12 protein-coding genes are annotated in these 14,514 nt (G+C 65.8%); 7 read left to right on the top strand and 5 right to left on the bottom strand.

Translation table 11 applies throughout. The features are described 5' to 3' along the window. Positions 1-7 precede the first annotated feature (7 nt). The 4 genes from B0G74_RS08455 (at position 8) to B0G74_RS08440 (ending at position 6,480) form a co-directional block, all read left to right on the top strand. Entirely contained in the window at positions 8-904 is an 897-nt protein-coding gene (locus B0G74_RS08455) for a LysR family transcriptional regulator (protein ID WP_132374376.1), read from the top strand. A 307-nt stretch (positions 905-1,211) separates the two neighbouring features. After that, positions 1,212-1,784, top strand: coding sequence for a DUF2760 domain-containing protein (locus B0G74_RS08450; protein WP_132374375.1), 573 nt, complete (start codon positions 1,212-1,214; stop codon positions 1,782-1,784). Next, positions 1,781-3,640: an Hsp70 family protein gene (locus B0G74_RS08445; RefSeq protein ID WP_132374374.1), complete on the top strand. Its 1,860-nt coding sequence runs from the start codon at positions 1,781-1,783 to the stop codon at positions 3,638-3,640. Before B0G74_RS08450 ends, B0G74_RS08445 begins: the two co-directional genes overlap by 4 nt. Beyond that, on the top strand, positions 3,637-6,480 hold the full coding sequence (locus B0G74_RS08440) for an Hsp70 family protein (RefSeq protein WP_207915630.1): 2,844 nt from the start codon (positions 3,637-3,639) through the stop codon (positions 6,478-6,480). The genes B0G74_RS08445 and B0G74_RS08440 overlap by 4 nt, the downstream gene beginning before the upstream one ends. Here the strand turns inward: B0G74_RS08440 and B0G74_RS46535 are convergent. Continuing rightward, the gene (locus tag B0G74_RS46535; RefSeq protein WP_243658147.1) at positions 6,477-6,857 is read right to left on the bottom strand and encodes a hypothetical protein; all 381 of its coding nucleotides are present in this window, start codon (positions 6,855-6,857) and stop codon (positions 6,477-6,479) included. The two genes, B0G74_RS08440 and B0G74_RS46535, sit on opposite strands and share 4 nt — an antisense overlap. A 214-nt stretch (positions 6,858-7,071) precedes the next feature. Next, positions 7,072-7,854 carry a glucose 1-dehydrogenase gene (locus B0G74_RS08430; protein WP_132374373.1) on the bottom strand — a complete coding sequence of 261 codons (783 nt, stop codon included), beginning with the start codon at positions 7,852-7,854 and terminating at the stop codon, positions 7,072-7,074. A gap of 128 nt (positions 7,855-7,982) precedes the next feature. Between B0G74_RS08430 and B0G74_RS08425 the strand changes: the two genes are divergently transcribed. Then, the gene (locus B0G74_RS08425) at positions 7,983-8,891 is read left to right on the top strand and encodes a LysR family transcriptional regulator (RefSeq protein ID WP_132374372.1); all 909 of its coding nucleotides are present in this window, start codon (positions 7,983-7,985) and stop codon (positions 8,889-8,891) included. A gap of 13 nt (positions 8,892-8,904) precedes the next feature. On the opposite strand, the gene B0G74_RS08420 is transcribed toward B0G74_RS08425, so the two are convergent. Continuing rightward, a complete protein-coding gene (locus B0G74_RS08420) occupies positions 8,905-9,936 on the bottom strand; it encodes a sensor domain-containing diguanylate cyclase (protein ID WP_243658146.1) in 1,032 nt (343 codons plus the stop codon). A 255-nt stretch (positions 9,937-10,191) separates the two neighbouring features. Here B0G74_RS08420 and B0G74_RS08415 point away from each other — a divergent pair, with 255 nt between their 5' ends. Together B0G74_RS08415 and B0G74_RS08410 are read left to right on the top strand one after the other, a co-directional pair. After that, positions 10,192-11,415 (top strand): amidohydrolase family protein, encoded by a 1,224-nt coding sequence (locus B0G74_RS08415; RefSeq protein WP_132374371.1) that lies wholly within the window; start codon positions 10,192-10,194, stop codon positions 11,413-11,415. Positions 11,416-11,479: 64 nt separating this feature from the next. After that, positions 11,480-12,376, top strand: a complete 897-nt coding sequence (locus B0G74_RS08410) for a LysR family transcriptional regulator (protein WP_132374370.1) — start codon at positions 11,480-11,482, stop codon at positions 12,374-12,376. A gap of 36 nt (positions 12,377-12,412) precedes the next feature. Here B0G74_RS08410 and phnX read toward each other — a convergent pair whose 3' ends face one another. Further along, positions 12,413-13,216: a phosphonoacetaldehyde hydrolase gene (gene phnX / locus B0G74_RS08405; RefSeq protein ID WP_132374369.1), complete on the bottom strand. Its 804-nt coding sequence runs from the start codon at positions 13,214-13,216 to the stop codon at positions 12,413-12,415. A 12-nt stretch (positions 13,217-13,228) separates the two neighbouring features. Beyond that, positions 13,229-14,461 (bottom strand): 2-aminoethylphosphonate--pyruvate transaminase, encoded by a 1,233-nt coding sequence (locus tag B0G74_RS08400; RefSeq protein WP_132374368.1) that lies wholly within the window; start codon positions 14,459-14,461, stop codon positions 13,229-13,231. Positions 14,462-14,514: the final 53 nt, after the last annotated feature.

The raw sequence follows: 14,514 nt of genomic DNA, 5'->3' as shown, positions 1-14,514 counted from the left end.
GGGAATTATGGATCGGCTGACCAGCATGGCGATCTTCGTCAAAACGGCGGATAGCGGCTCGTTCGCCGCGGCGGCGCTCGCGTTCGGCATCTCGTCGCAAATGGCCGGCAAGCATGTCAGCACGCTCGAAGAGCGCGTCGGCGCCCGTCTGCTGAACCGCACCACGCGCCGCCAGAGCCTCACCGAGATCGGCCAGATCTTCTACGAGCGCTGCAAGGCGCTGCTGGCCGACGCCGCGGCGGCCGAGTCGGTGGCCCAGGAACTGTCGGCGTCGCCACGCGGACGCTTGCGTATTACCGCGCCTGTCACGTTCGGCGCCTGCTGTCTCGCGCCGATGATCACGCGCTATCTGAAAGCACATCCTCAGGTGCGGGTCGAGTTGACGCTGACCGACCGCTTCGTCGATCTGATCGACGAGGGTTACGAGGCTGCGATCCGCCTCGGCGCGCTGTCGGATTCGTCGCTGATCGCGCGGCCGTTGATGCCTTACCGCCTGGTCGCCTGTGCGTCGCCCGGCTATCTGGCGGAACGCGGCGAACCGCGCACGCCGCAAGAACTGACGGCGGACGAGTGTCTGAGCTTCCTCTATACGAGCATGCCGGCCGACACCGAATGGCGTTTCGGCGACGCTCAGGGCGAGCACGTGGTGCCGATTGCCGGCCGCTTCGAGGCCAATGACGTGAAGGCGCTGCTGGCCGCCGCGCTCAACGGCGGCGGCGTGATGCTCGCACCCGAAGTGGCGGTCAGGGATGAACTCGCGGCCGGCCGCCTCGTGCGCTTGCTGTCCGGCTATGAGGCCACCGCGCGGCCGATGCATCTGGTATTCCCCGCCAGCCGCGTCACGCCGAAACTGCGCGCGTTCATCGACCAGGTCGTGGCCGAATTCGGCCCGCACAACGCGTGAACAACGCGCAAAAGAGCCGCAAGCAAATGCTTGCCACACGCCCGTGACAACCCGCCAATCTCGCCGCATTGCCCGCTAGAATGGCCGGCTTTGCCCGCTTCGGGCGCGCCACAAGGCAAAATACGGGTTTTGCGCGCGCAAGCCGCGCCGCGCATCCGGCCAAATCAGATGCCGGCGGCACGCACGCCGCCGGCCTTCGCAAACTCGCACGACGACGGCCCGCCCAAGCCCTGCGCGGCTTGGCGGCCAATAGCGTGCGGCGCAGCCAGGACAGCTCGTCCTTTAACAGAGCACCTCAGGAGCATTTATGACCGATTCGAACCCATCCTTCCTCGGCAGGATTTCCCTGGCCGTGGGCACGTTCTTCCGCATTCTCGGCGATGGCGAATTCGCCGCCGGGGTCTTGCGTTTGCGTGACGGCGGCGTGACCGCCAGCGCCGCGCCCGCCCCGGCTCCCGCTCCGGCACCCGCACCACAGCCTGCGCCCGTGCTGAAGGAAGCGAGCCCCGACGCCGCGTTGCAACTGCTCGGCCTGCTGCAACGCGACGCGCGCTTCATCGATTTCGTCGAGGAAGACATCAAGAGCTACAGCGACGCCGACATCGGCGCGGCGGCGCGCCTCGTGCACGACGGTTGCCGCGCGACGCTGCGCGAGCACTTCACGATCCGCCCGGTGCGCGACGAAGCCGAAGGCAGCCGCGTCACGCTGGCCGAAGGTTTCGACGCCGCTTCGATCCGCCTGACCGGCAATGTCGTCGGTAAGGCGCCGTTTAACGGCAGCATCAGCCATCGCGGCTGGCGCGTCGAAGAAGTGCGTCTGCCGAAACTCGCGGATAGCCATAACGCGAAAGTGATCGCACCGGCAGAGGTGGAGCTATGAGCGACGCACGTCAATCACGCTACGCCATCGGCATCGACCTCGGCACCACGCACTGCGCGCTGTCCTACGTGGACACTACCGCCAGCGACGGCGAAAAGACCTCGCAAGGCGTGCTGCCGATCGCGCAGCTGACGGGTCCCGGCGCGATCGACAACCTCGATCTGCTGCCCTCGTTCCTCTATCTGCCGCATCCGGACGAACTCGCCTCGGGCGACCTCTATTTGCCGTGGACCGGCCAGCGCGAATTCGCGGTCGGTGAATTCGCCCGCAGCCGCGGCGCGGCCACGCCGATCCGGCTGGTGTCGAGCGCGAAGAGCTGGCTGTGTCATCCAGGCGTCGACCGGCGCGCGGCGATTTTGCCGAACGACGCGCCGCCTGAAGTCGCGCGCGTCTCGCCGCTCGAAAGCTCGGTGCGTTATCTGACGCATTTGCGCGAAGCCTGGGACCACGCGCATCCCGATGCGCCGTTCAGCGAGCAGGACATCACGGTGACGATCCCCGCATCGTTCGATCCGGCCGCGCGCGAGCTGACCGCCGAAGCCGCCGAGGCCGCCGGCTTCGGCCGCATGACGCTGCTGGAAGAACCGCAAGCGGCGCTGTATAGCTGGATCCAGAAGAGCGGCGGCGACTGGCGCAAGCAGGTCAAGGTCGGCGATATCATCCTCGTGGTGGATGTGGGCGGCGGCACGACCGACCTCTCGCTGATCGCCGTGATCGAACGCGAAGGCAATCTCGAACTGCATCGCGTGGCGGTCGGCGAACACATTCTGCTCGGCGGCGACAACATGGACCTCGCGCTCGCACACGTGGTCGCGCGCAAGCTGGCGGCACAAGGCACCCAGGCCGACGCGTGGCAACTGCGCGCGCTCACCTATGCATGCCGCTCCGCCAAGGAAACGCTGCTCAGCGATCCGGCCACCGACACCGTGCCGCTCGTCGTGCCGAGCCGCGGCTCGAAGCTGATCGGCGGCTCGATCCGCACCGAGCTCACACGCGCCGAATTGACCCAGACGATCCTCGAAGGCTTCTTCCCGCAGGTGGACAGCGCCGCGCGTCCGGTGAGCCGCGCGCGTGCCGGTCTGACGCAGCTCGGCCTGCCGTATGCGCAGGACGCGGGCATCACACGGCATCTGGCAGCGTTCCTCGGCCGTCAAGTCGGCGCGCTGGCTGAACTCGCAGGTGTGAGCGGCATCGCGGCTGCGGAGAATGCGAGCTTCCTGCATCCGACGGCGGTGCTGTTCAACGGCGGCGTGTTCAAGTCGCCGCTGCTGGTCGAACGCATCATGAGCACGCTCAACAACTGGCTCGCCGCGGAAGGCGCGGCGCCGGCACGGCTGCTCGAAGGCGCCGATCTCGATCTCGCCGTGGCGCGCGGCGCGGCCTATTACGGTTACGTGCGACGCGGCCGCGGCGTGCGGATTCGCGGCGGCACGGCACGCGCGTACTACATCGCGATCGAATCGGCGATGCCCGCCGTGCCCGGTCTCGAGCCGCCCATCCAGGCGCTGTGCGTGGCGCCGTTCGGGATGGAGGAAGGCACCGATGCCGAACTGCCCGCGCAGGAATTCGGGCTGGTGGTCGGCGAGCCGGTGCACTTCCGTTTCTTCGGGTCGTCGGTGCGTCGTCAGGATCAGGTCGGCACGCTGCTCGATTTCTGGGGCCCGGAGGAATTGCAGGAACTCGAAGAGATTCAGGCGACGCTGCCCGCCGCCGGCCGCACTGCCGGTGAAGTCGTGCCGGTGAAGTTGCATGCGTGCGTCACCGAGGCGGGCACGCTCGAACTCGAAGCCGTGCCGCGTGGCACCGACGAGCGCTGGAAAGTCGAGTTCGACGTGCGCGGCAACGCGAATGCATGAATGAGATGAAGCGGTATAGCGTCGGTATCGATCTCGGCACCAGCAACACGGTGCTCGCCTATGCGGAGGCGGGGTCGCAGTCGATCAGCGTCTTCGAGATCGAGCAGTTGGTGAGTCCCGGCGAAGTGGCCGCGCGGCCGCTTCTGCCCTCGGTGCGCTATCACGCGGCGCAAGGCGAACTGAACCCCGGCGATCTGCAATTGCCGTGGTCCAGTGCGAATCAGACCACCGCGCAAGCGGACGCGCAGCCGGTCGTGATCGGCCGGCTCGCACGTGTGCTGGGTGCTCAGGTGCCTGGCCGGCTGGTATCGAGCGCGAAGAGCTGGCTCTCGCATGCGTCGGTGGATCGCACCGCGCCGATCCTGCCGTGGGGCGCCGCCGACGACGTCCGCAAAGTCTCGCCGGTCGAAGCCAGCGCGAGCTATCTGGCGCACGTGCGCGCGGCCTGGAACCAGCGTTTTCCGGACGCGCCGCTCGAACGCCAGGACGTGGTGCTCACGGTGCCGGCGTCTTTCGACGAAGGCGCGCGAGCGCTCACCGTGGAAGCCGCCCGCATGGCCGGCCTGCACAACGTGAAGCTGCTGGAAGAACCGCAAGCGGCGTTCTACGACTGGCTGTTTCATCATCGCGAGCGGCTGGCAAGCGAGCTCGCGGACACGCGGCTCGTCCTGATCTGCGACGTCGGCGGCGGCACCACCGACCTCACGCTGATCGAAGTCAGCCTGCGCGACGGCGAGCCGCAGCTCACGCGAATTGGCGTGGGCAATCATCTGATGCTTGGCGGCGACAACATGGATCTGGCGCTCGCGCATCTGGTGGAAGCACGGCTGCCGGGCGCGAACCCGGCGGGCGAACGCACGCGCCTGTCGGCGGCAAGCCTGTCGCAACTGGTCGAGCGTTGCCGCAATGCCAAGGAACAATTGCTCGGCCCGCAGGCGCCCGACTCCACCTCGATCACGCTGCTCGGCGCGGGCTCGAAGCTGATCGGCGGCGCACGCACGGCGCAGGTCACGCGCGAGGAAGTCGAGCGGATCATCGTCGACGGCTTCTTTCCGGCGGTGGCGTCGCGCGAACGGCCGGGCAGACCGCGTGGCGCGATCGTCGAATTCGGCCTGCCCTATGCGACCGATGCCGCGGTCACGCGTCATATCGCGGCGTTTCTAAGCCGCTTCGCGGCGCAGTCGCGTAAAGCGCTGGGCGCCGAGTCATCAGGTTCACCAGACGAAGACGCGTTGCCCGTGCCCGACACACTGCTCTTGAACGGCGGCGTGTTTCGAGCCGAAGCGCTCACGCAGCGTCTGGCCAGCACCTTAGGCACGTGGCGCGGCGAAGCGCTCAACGTGCTGCACAACGACAACCCCGATGTCGCCGTGGCACGCGGCGCGGTCGCCTATTCCCTCGCGCGCGCGGGCAACGCGCCGAAAATCGGCGGCGGCGCGCCGCGCAGTTACTTCCTCGTGCTCGACGAGACCGGCGACGGCAAGCAAGATGCCGAGCCCGTGCAACGCGGCATCTGTCTGCTGCCGCGCGGCACGGAAGAAGGCCACGAGATCCTGATCGCGGATCGCACCTTCGCGCTGCGGCTCGGGCATCCGGTACGGTTTCACCTCGTGTCGTCGAGCGCGGATACGGTGTATCAACCAGGCGAGTTGATCGATCTCGCCGGCGGCGACTTTGTCCGCTTGCCGCCGATCGCGACCATCGTGCAGCCGCGCGGCGCGAGCAGCGCGCGCGAGACCGCGGTGCAGATCGCGACCTCACTGACCGAAGTGGGCACGCTCGAAGTCCACTGCATCGAACTCGACAATCCCGCGCAGCGCTGGCTGCTCGAATTCCAGTTGCGCCGTGAAGGCGCGCAAGTGAACCTGGCGGGCGACGCCGAACCGGCCCGCCATCCGGCGCTCGACCAGGCGATCGAACACATCGACCGTTGCTTCGGCTCGCGCGCGCAGAAGGTCGATCCCAAAGAAGTCAAGCGCCTGCGCTCGCAACTCGAACAACTGCTAGGCTCGCGCGAAAGCTGGAACAGCGCGTTGCTGCGCGAACTGTTCGGCGCGCTGTGGGAACGCGCGCGACGTCGGCGCCGCTCGGCGGATCACGAGCGCCTCTGGCTGAATCTGGCCGGCTATTGCGTGCGGCCGGGCTTCGGTTATCCACTCGACGAATGGCGCGTCGAACAACTCTGGTCGCTCTTCGACGACGGCATCCAGTACGTCAACGAGAGCCAGGTCTGGTCGGAATGGTGGACGCTCTGGCGCCGCGCCGCCGGCGGACTCGACGAGAGCGCGCAATTGCGCGTGCTCGACGCGATGGCGTATCTGCAAGGCGCCGCGCAATCGCGTCACAAGCTGCCGTTCGACGTGGCGAAAACCGGCTTCACCGACATGGTTCGGCTAAGCGCATCGCTCGAACGGATTCCCGTCGAGCGCAAGATCGAGCTCGGCGAATCGGTGCTGACGCGTCTGAAGAAACCCGCTGAAAATCATCAGAGCTGGTGGGCAGTCGGCCGTATCGGCGCACGGCGGCCGTTTTACGGCAGCGCGCATAGCGTCGTGCCGCCTGAGATTGCCGGAGTATGGCTTAACGCAATCCTCGCGCTCGACTGGAAGAAGGTCGATCCTGCTGCGTTTGCGGCCGTTCAGATCGCCCGCATGACCGGCGACCGCTCGCGCGACTTGCCCGAAGACTTGCGTCTTGCGGTAGTGCGCCGGCTCGAAGCGGCCAACGCGCCGCGCGCGTGGATCACCATGGTGAGCGAGAGCGTCGAGCTCGATAACGCCGACGAAGGCCGCGTGTTCGGCGAGTCGCTGCCGGCGGGACTGAAGCTGATCGCGAATTAAGGCTCGCGCGACTTGGGCAGATCGAAACTCAGTACGGCTTCCGCCGCGAGCGTGTCCTTGCGATTCTTGAGGCTCTCCGCGAGCAGGTCGCGGAATATGAGCAGTCTGTCAGCGCCGTGCTGCGCGCGAAATTCGTTCAAGACTTCGGCGATGGCGGCCTGTTGCGTCGCCGGCGTCAACGTGCTGGCAATGTACGAACTGCCGCGCGCCAACTCCATCATGTAAGTGGTTCTGCAGAGTGCCTTCTCTGTCTCTCGAGCGGATTTTCGTCCGTTACGCATCGTTGTTTTTCTCGGTTGTCTTTTTCGTTGCGCGTACAACCAGCAGCTCTCATCTGCCGGCGAGGCCAAGCGTTCTTGTGCTTCGGCCTGACGCAACCATCTCCTTCTATCTGAGCAGTTGAACCTTAAGAGAACCTTATGCGTGACGGATAAACGCTACGCGGACGCATTGATTGGATACACGCCACCGATTCGCTTGATGCGTATCGGTATGTTTTTCTGAATGCGCGTGGCGCGTTGCCTCTTCACATGCAAAAAAGGCCGGAAAAACCGGCCTTTCGTATGACGACTCGACGATTGCCTGGTAGTACTACACCTGCGCCATGCCGCCGTCCACAGCCATTTCGATCCCCGTGATGAAGCTCGCGTCGTCGGAAGCGAGGAACGAGACGGCCTTGGCGATCTCGTCCGGTTCGCCGACGCGGCCAAGCGGCGTGGTCTCGCTGGCCTGCCGGCTGAAGGCGTCGATCTGCTCGTCGCTCATACCCAGTTCGGATTTGTAGGCCGGCGTGACCACTACGCCCGGCGCCACCACATTGACGCGAATTCCGCGGCCCTTCAGATCGGTCGCCCATGTGCGGGCGAATGAACGCAGCGCGGCCTTGGTCGCGGCATACACGCTGAAGGCCGGCATACCCTTGCTTCCGGCGATCGAACCTGTGATGACGATCGCGCTGCCTGGCCGCATCAACGGCAAGGCATTCTGCACCGTGAACAGCGTGCCTTTGACGTTGATGCCGAAGTACTTGTCGAACTGCGCCTCGGTGATCGCGCCGAGCGGCGAAAACTCGCCGCCGCCCGCATTCGCGAACAGAATGTCAAGCCGGTCGTGAGCGGCCTGCAGCGTGCTGAACATCCGCTCGAGGTCGGCGGCTGACGAGATGTCCGCGCGAATCGCGACAGCGCCGTGGCCGATGCGCTCCACCGCTTCGTCGAGTTCCGCCTGACGCCGGCCGGAGATGTAGACGGTCGCGCCTTCCTGAGCGAAACGCGTTGCGGCGGCGAGGCCGATGCCGCTGCTGCCGCCGGTCACCAGCACGATCTTGCCGGCGTGTTTGCGGGGATTGACGTTTTCGAGTGTGGATTGATTCATGAACTGCTCCTGTGGGTGAGGTCGGTTGACCATGACGCCCAGCTTATTTCATGCACACACGGAGATAAATATGTATCCTGTGGTTTATTTATTCACAACTGTGGATAATCTAGTCGAAGGGAGCCCACATGGATCATTTGCAGGCCATCCGCATCTTTGCGCGGGTGGTGGAAACCGGTGGCTTCGGCCGTGCGGCGCAGTCGCTGCAGATGCCCAACGCGACAGTCAGCAAGTGGGTCAAGTCGCTCGAAGATCACCTGGGCGTGAAACTGCTCGAACGCAGCACGCGCAGCGTCAACGTCACGACGGACGGCACGGCGTATTACGAACGCACGCGGCACCTGCTGAGCGAACTCGACGATATCGAGGCGACCTTGGGTCGCGACCGCGCAAGTCCGCGCGGCGTGCTACGGGTCGATACCGGCGGCTCGACCGCGAGCGGCATTCTGATTCCCGCGCTCCCGGAATTTTGCGCGCGCTACCCGGACCTTCAGGTGCGCTTGAGCGTGACGGACCGTACCGCCGATCTGATCGCGGAGAACATCGACTGCGCGATTCGCAGCACGGCGGATGACCCCGCTTTGGTGACACACGCCATCGGCTCGCTACGCTGGACGACTTGCGCGAGCCCGGCGTATCTGGCCGAACATGGCGCGCCCTTGCACCCGCGTCAGATCGTCGACGACCGGCATGCGGTGGTCGGTTATTTTTCGGCGAGCAGCGGATTCGTGCAGCCCTTGCATTTCCTCAAGGACGGCGAGCCTCTCGTGCTCGACAACGTCCGCAATACAGTCATGGTGAGCGAGAGCAATGCGCATCTGGCCACCGCGCTCGCGGGACTCGGCATTGTTCATACGTTGGATTTCATGGTGCGGCCGGCCGTGGAGCGCGGCGATCTCGTGCCGATCCTGACGGACTGGCGGCCCGAGCCGCTGCAGGTTTATCTCGCCTATCCGCCGAGCCGCCGTTACAGCACCAAACTTCGCGTGTTCGCCGACTGGGTGAGCCAGCTCGGCGCGCTGCACGAGACTCCCTGAACGCAGAGGCGGTCTACGCCATCGTCACCTGGTTTCGACCGCCATGTTTCGATCGATACAGCGCCCGGTCCGCGCTCGCGAAACCCTCGCGATGCGCCGGCCGTGACGTTTCGCTAATGCGCGTCAACGACGCGCCCACGCTTACCGTCACCCTGCCGAGCGGCGACGCGCGATGCTCGATCGCCAGATCCACCACGCCCTGGCGCAGCGTGTCGAGCGTGTCTTCGAGCGCTGCGTGCTCCGCTTGCAACACCAGCAGGCCGAACTCCTCGCCGCCCATGCGCCCGACGATGATGCGTTCGCCATCGGCCGCCGCCTGCATCACCGAGGCTACTTTGCGCAGGCATTGATCGCCCGCCTGGTGGCCGTAGGTGTCGTTGTACTGCTTGAACCAGTCCACGTCGACCACGACCGAACCCATCACGTCGCCGTCCTGCGCCTCTTTCCAGCGGCGCGTGATGCTCTCCAGCAGGAAACGGTGGTTGTACAGCTGTGTCAGCGGATCGATCGCGGTGGCCGTGCGCATTTTCAGATCGTTCTCGATCATCGCGCGCAGGTGGTAGAACACGCCGCGCTGCCCCGCGTCGAGGCGGCCGGGCGACGGGTCCATCGCGCACAACGCGCCGACGATCTCGCCATTAGGCGCGCGCAACGCAATCGCCGCATAAAAGCGCACGAAGGGATGCCGCTGCACCAGCATGCATTCGCCGAAACGCGCGTCGTCGTGCGCATCTTCGATGACGAACAGCTCCTCGTCGCGCACGGCATAGTCGGCGAGCGAGCGGGCACGCGTGACGAGCGGCATCGCCATGCCGACCTCGGCGCGGTAATGCTGGTACTCCTCGTCGAGCAGCGTGATCGCGGTGATCGCCGCGCCGGTCACGCTCTTGAGAATTTCGGCTGCGTGGGTGAAGCATTCGCGCATCACCTGATCGTCGTGCAACAGCCATTCGATGACCGACGATTCCACCTCGGGTTCGCCGGCGGCGGACGAATCGAACTGCATGCGGCTGGACAGACGGTCGTTACTGAAGGCGAGTTGCACGGCTGGGTTCCAGAATGTAATTAGCTCGTGTCAACGGCACCAGCACGCGAAACTTGAGCGGCCGTGAAGCTTGTCCGCGCGCAAGCCAGAGCCGGCCGTGCGGATCGGCGTGCGGCGCCAGGAAGTACAATTCACCCGCCGGTCACGCGCCGCCCGCGTTTGCTCAAAAAACAGGCGGCACGTCCTTTTCAACAGACAATTGCCCACACCTTCGCCGCGCTTTGTTCAAGCACGCGACGCCGCCGACCCGTTCTCATGACGACAACCGCCCAACACCGCCCGACGAGCGCCTCGCTCATCACCAACGTCCGCCTCGCCGACGGCACCCAGGTCGACGTCTCGATCGCCGACGGCCGCATCGCCGCAATCGGCGCGGGTCTGTCGCGCGAGCCCGGCGTGACGCTCGAGGACGGCGCGGGCGCGTTGCTGCTGCCGGGCTTCGTCGAAGGCCATACGCATCTGGACAAAACCAACTGGGGCATGCGCTGGTATCGCAACGAGGTCGGGCCGAAGCTGACCGACCGCATCGAAAACGAACGACGCTGGCGCGCCGAAAGCGGCCATGACGCGGGCGAGCAGTCGCTCGCGCTCGCGCGCGCGTTTCTGCAGGCGGGCACGACGCGCCTGCGCACGCACGTCGATATCGACACCGACGCGGGCCTGCGCCATCTGGAAGGTGTGCTTGCCACGCGCGACACGCTGCGCGACGTGCTCGACATGCAGATCGTCGCGTTTCCGCAATCGGGGCTGCTTGGCCGCGCGGGTACGGATGCATTGCTCGACGGCGCGTTGAACGCGGGCGCCGATGTACTCGGCGCGCTCGATCCGGCGTTGATCGACGGCGATCCGGTGGCTTCGCTGGATGTGACGTTCGGGCTCGCGGAGCGCCATCACAAGCCGATCGACATTCATCTGCACGAGCCCGGCGAAATCGGCGCTTTCACGCTCGGCCTTCTGCTCGACCGCGTCGCCGCGCTCGGCATGCAAGGCCAGGTGGTGGTCAGTCACGCGTTCTGTCTCGGCGCGCTGCCCGAGCGCGAACGCGACGCGTTGCTCGAGCGCCTCGCCGATCTGCGCGTTGCGCTGCTGACCACCGCGCCCTCCTCGACGCCGGTGCCGCCGCTCAAAACCTGCCTTGAAAAAGGCGTCACGCTATTCGGCGGCAACGACGGCATTCGCGATACGTGGACGCCTTACGGCTCGCCGGACATGCTGGAGCGCGCGATGCTGATCGCGATGCGCTACGGCCTGCGCCGCGACGACGATCTCGCGCTCGCCTTCGACTGCGTGAGCAGCACGGCCGCGCGCGCCTGCGGGTTCACGGACTACGGCCTGCACGCCGGCGCGCGCGCCGACCTCGTGCTGGTCGATGCCGACACGCTCGCACATGCGCTCGTCGCGCGGCCGCCTCGCAAGCTCGTGGTGGCCAACGGCCAGATCGTCGCACGCCACGGCGCGGCGCCCGAATCCCTGAATTGAACACGACGGCGGCGCGGCTGCGCGCACGCGCCACGTCACCCGCTACAACGTATTTCGCATTCACATGATCAATCTCTTTCAGGCCATGCAGGCGTTCGTCAAGGTCGCCGACGCGGGCAGCTTCGCGCAGGCCGCGGAGCAACTCAGCGTCTCGACCTCGGTGGTGACGCGCCACGTGTCGAGCCTTGAAAAGCATCTCGGCATTCGCCTGTTCCAGCGCACCACGCGCAAGGTGGTGCTGACCGAAGCGGGCGCGGAGTATGCCGACGGCTGCCGCCTCCTGATGGCCGAACTCGAAGAAGTCGAATCGCGCGCGACCACCGCCTCGAAAGAAGTCGCGGGCGATCTTCGCATCGTGGCGCTGGGCAGCTTTTCGCTATTTCGCCTCACGCCGCTGTTCGCGGAGTATCAGGCCAAGTTTCCGCATGTGAATCTGCGGGTCACGCTCACGGAAAAACGTGTCGACCTGCTCGAAGGGGGTTTCGACGTCGGCATCGTGACCGAGCACATGATCCGCTCGGAGTCGCTGGTGGTGCGCTGCCTGATCAATTCGCACGCGGTGCCGGTGGCGTCGGCCGCTTACCTCGCCCAGGCGGGTCATCCGAAAACGCCAGCCGACCTCGCGCGGCATCGGGTGATCACCGCGCCGCTCGATACGAGCCCGCAGACCTGGGTGTTCAGCAAGGGCGACGCCGGCGAAGAGAGCATCGCGCTCGATGCGTCGTTCACGGTCAACAGCATGATCATGCAGAAACAGGCGGCGCTCGGCGCGATGGGCATCGCGCTCCTGCCGCTGGAGATGGTCAACGATGAATTGCGCGCGGGCACGCTGGTGCGGATTCTCGACGACCACGCCGTGCTCAACGGCGACGTGGCGGTCTCGCTCGTGTACCCGAGCCGGGAGTTCGTGCCGCGCAAGATCCGGGAGTTTATCGATCTGGCGGTGGGATTTTTCGAGTAATTCGTTGGAGAGAGGCGTCTGAGGCCTCTCTGCTGATCAAGGCCGCTCGCCGCGCGCGAGGCGCGCCTCGATGTCGTACACCACCGGCATCAGATCCGCGACGCTGTCGATCACATAATGCGCGCCCGCCGCCTGCAGCTTCTCGATCGCCGCCTTGCGACGCCATGCGAACTCATCCGGCGCCAACGCCTTGACGTCGTCTTCGGCCATGCCGAAAGCATTGCCGCTCACCGCGACTCCGACCGCCCACGTGCCGCCGTTGATGCCTTCTTCGATGCCGACCTCGGTGTCGTCGACCTTGATCGCATCCTTCGCGCGCCAGACGCCCAGTTCCGGCAACGTCTTGTAGATCATGTACGGCGACGGCCGCCCTTCCGGCGTATCGCCGGTGCACACGATGCTGTCCGGCGAGAAACCCTGCGCCGCCGCGCCCGGCAGGATCTCGGCCATGATTTCGCGCGTATAGCCGGTGGTCGTGCCGATCCGGATGTCGTCGCCGCGCAGCGCGCTCGCCACCTCGGCCACGCCCGGAATCACCGAGCTGTAGCTCGCCGCCACCGCGATGTTCTTCGGCACGAATACGTCGTACACGGCGTCGATATCCGCTTCGCCCGGCGCGTGCCCGTATTTGTCGGCCCAGGCTTGCGCGACGCGCGGCAACGCCATCAGCGCCGCGATATGCGGGCGCTTGGCCATGCCCATCGGGCCGCGTGCTTCATCGATCGTGATCGACACGCCGAATTGCTCGAATGTCTCGACGAAGGCACCCATCGGCGCCAGCGAACCGTAATCGACCACCGTGCCGGCCCAATCGAAAATCACTGCTTTTACGTGTTTCATTGACTTCATTCCTCAGGCCGCATCGGCCAATGTCTTGCGTTCTTCGATCGCAGCCGCCGGCGGGGCGGCGTGCTCGACGCCCATCGTCCGCAGCGAGTTGCCGCACGCTTCGACGACGCGGCGCATCACGTGCTCATCCACCTGGCCGATGCAGCCGATACGGAAGCTGTCCACCACCGTCAACTTGCCCGGATAGATGATGAAGCCCTGCTCCTTCATCAATTCATAGAAGCGCTCGAACTTGAACGACGGATGCGCCGGCGCGAAAAACGTCACGATGATCGGCGAGCGCCAGCGTGCGTTCAGCAGCGGCTCGAAGCCGAGTTCGTGCATGCCGGCCACCAGCACGTTGCGATTGTTCGCGTAGCGCGCGAGACGTCCGGGCTGGCCGCCTTCGAGTTTGTGCAGACGCAGCGCCTCGATAAACGCGGCCACGGTGTGCGTGGGCGGCGTGAACCGCCACTGGCCGGTGCGGCTCATCACGTCCCACTGGTCGTAGACGTCGAGCGAGAGCGAGTGACTGCGGCCCTTCGCCTCCAGCAACGCGCTCTTGCGGGCGATCACGAAACTAAAACCAGGCACGCCCTCGATACACTTATTCGCCGACGACACGAAGGCCTCGCAGACAATCTCGCGCACGTCGAGCGGCACTGCGCCGAAGGCGCTCATCGAATCGATCAGCAGCTTGCGGCCCTTCCTCGCGGTGGCGGCGGCGATTTCCTCGATGGGATTGAGAATCCCCGAACTGGTCTCGCAATGCACGGCGACCACGTGCGTGATGCCCGGATCGGCGTCCAGCGTGCGCTCCACTTCCGCGCCGCGCGGCGGCAGGTAATCGCCCTTGTCGAGCACCGTGCAGGCGCGGCCGAGATAGCCGAGCGTGGTCGCAATGCGCTTGCCGTACGCGCCGTTGGCCAGCACGAGCGCGTGGCCGTCGCGCGGAATCAGACTGCCGAGCATTGCTTCGACGCAATAGCTGCCGCTGCCTTGCAACGGCACGCAGTCGTATTCGCCGGCGGTGTCGCCGGCGATCTCCAGCAGGCTGTTGCGCAGCAGCGCGGTCATCGCGCGGAAATCGCCGTCCCACGAACCCCAGTCGCGCAGCATCGCCTCCTTGGTCGAGAACGCCGTGGTGAGCGGCCCGGGCGTCAACAGGTACGGCTCGCCTTTGGCCGGTGCCGCGCACGTCACGGTGGAAGAACTTGCGGCGTTCACGGCTGGGGAGCGGTCGATCACGCTGTCCATGGTCGGAATCTCCGATATCGCTGTTTCGGTGGCTCACACAGTACAGAAACGCG

It is taken from the genome of Paraburkholderia sp. BL9I2N2 (genome assembly GCF_004339745.1).
GTDB lineage: Bacteria > Pseudomonadota > Gammaproteobacteria > Burkholderiales > Burkholderiaceae > Paraburkholderia.
The sequence above is the reverse complement of the archived record's forward strand: the minus strand, read 5'-3'. Positions and strand labels throughout refer to the sequence as shown.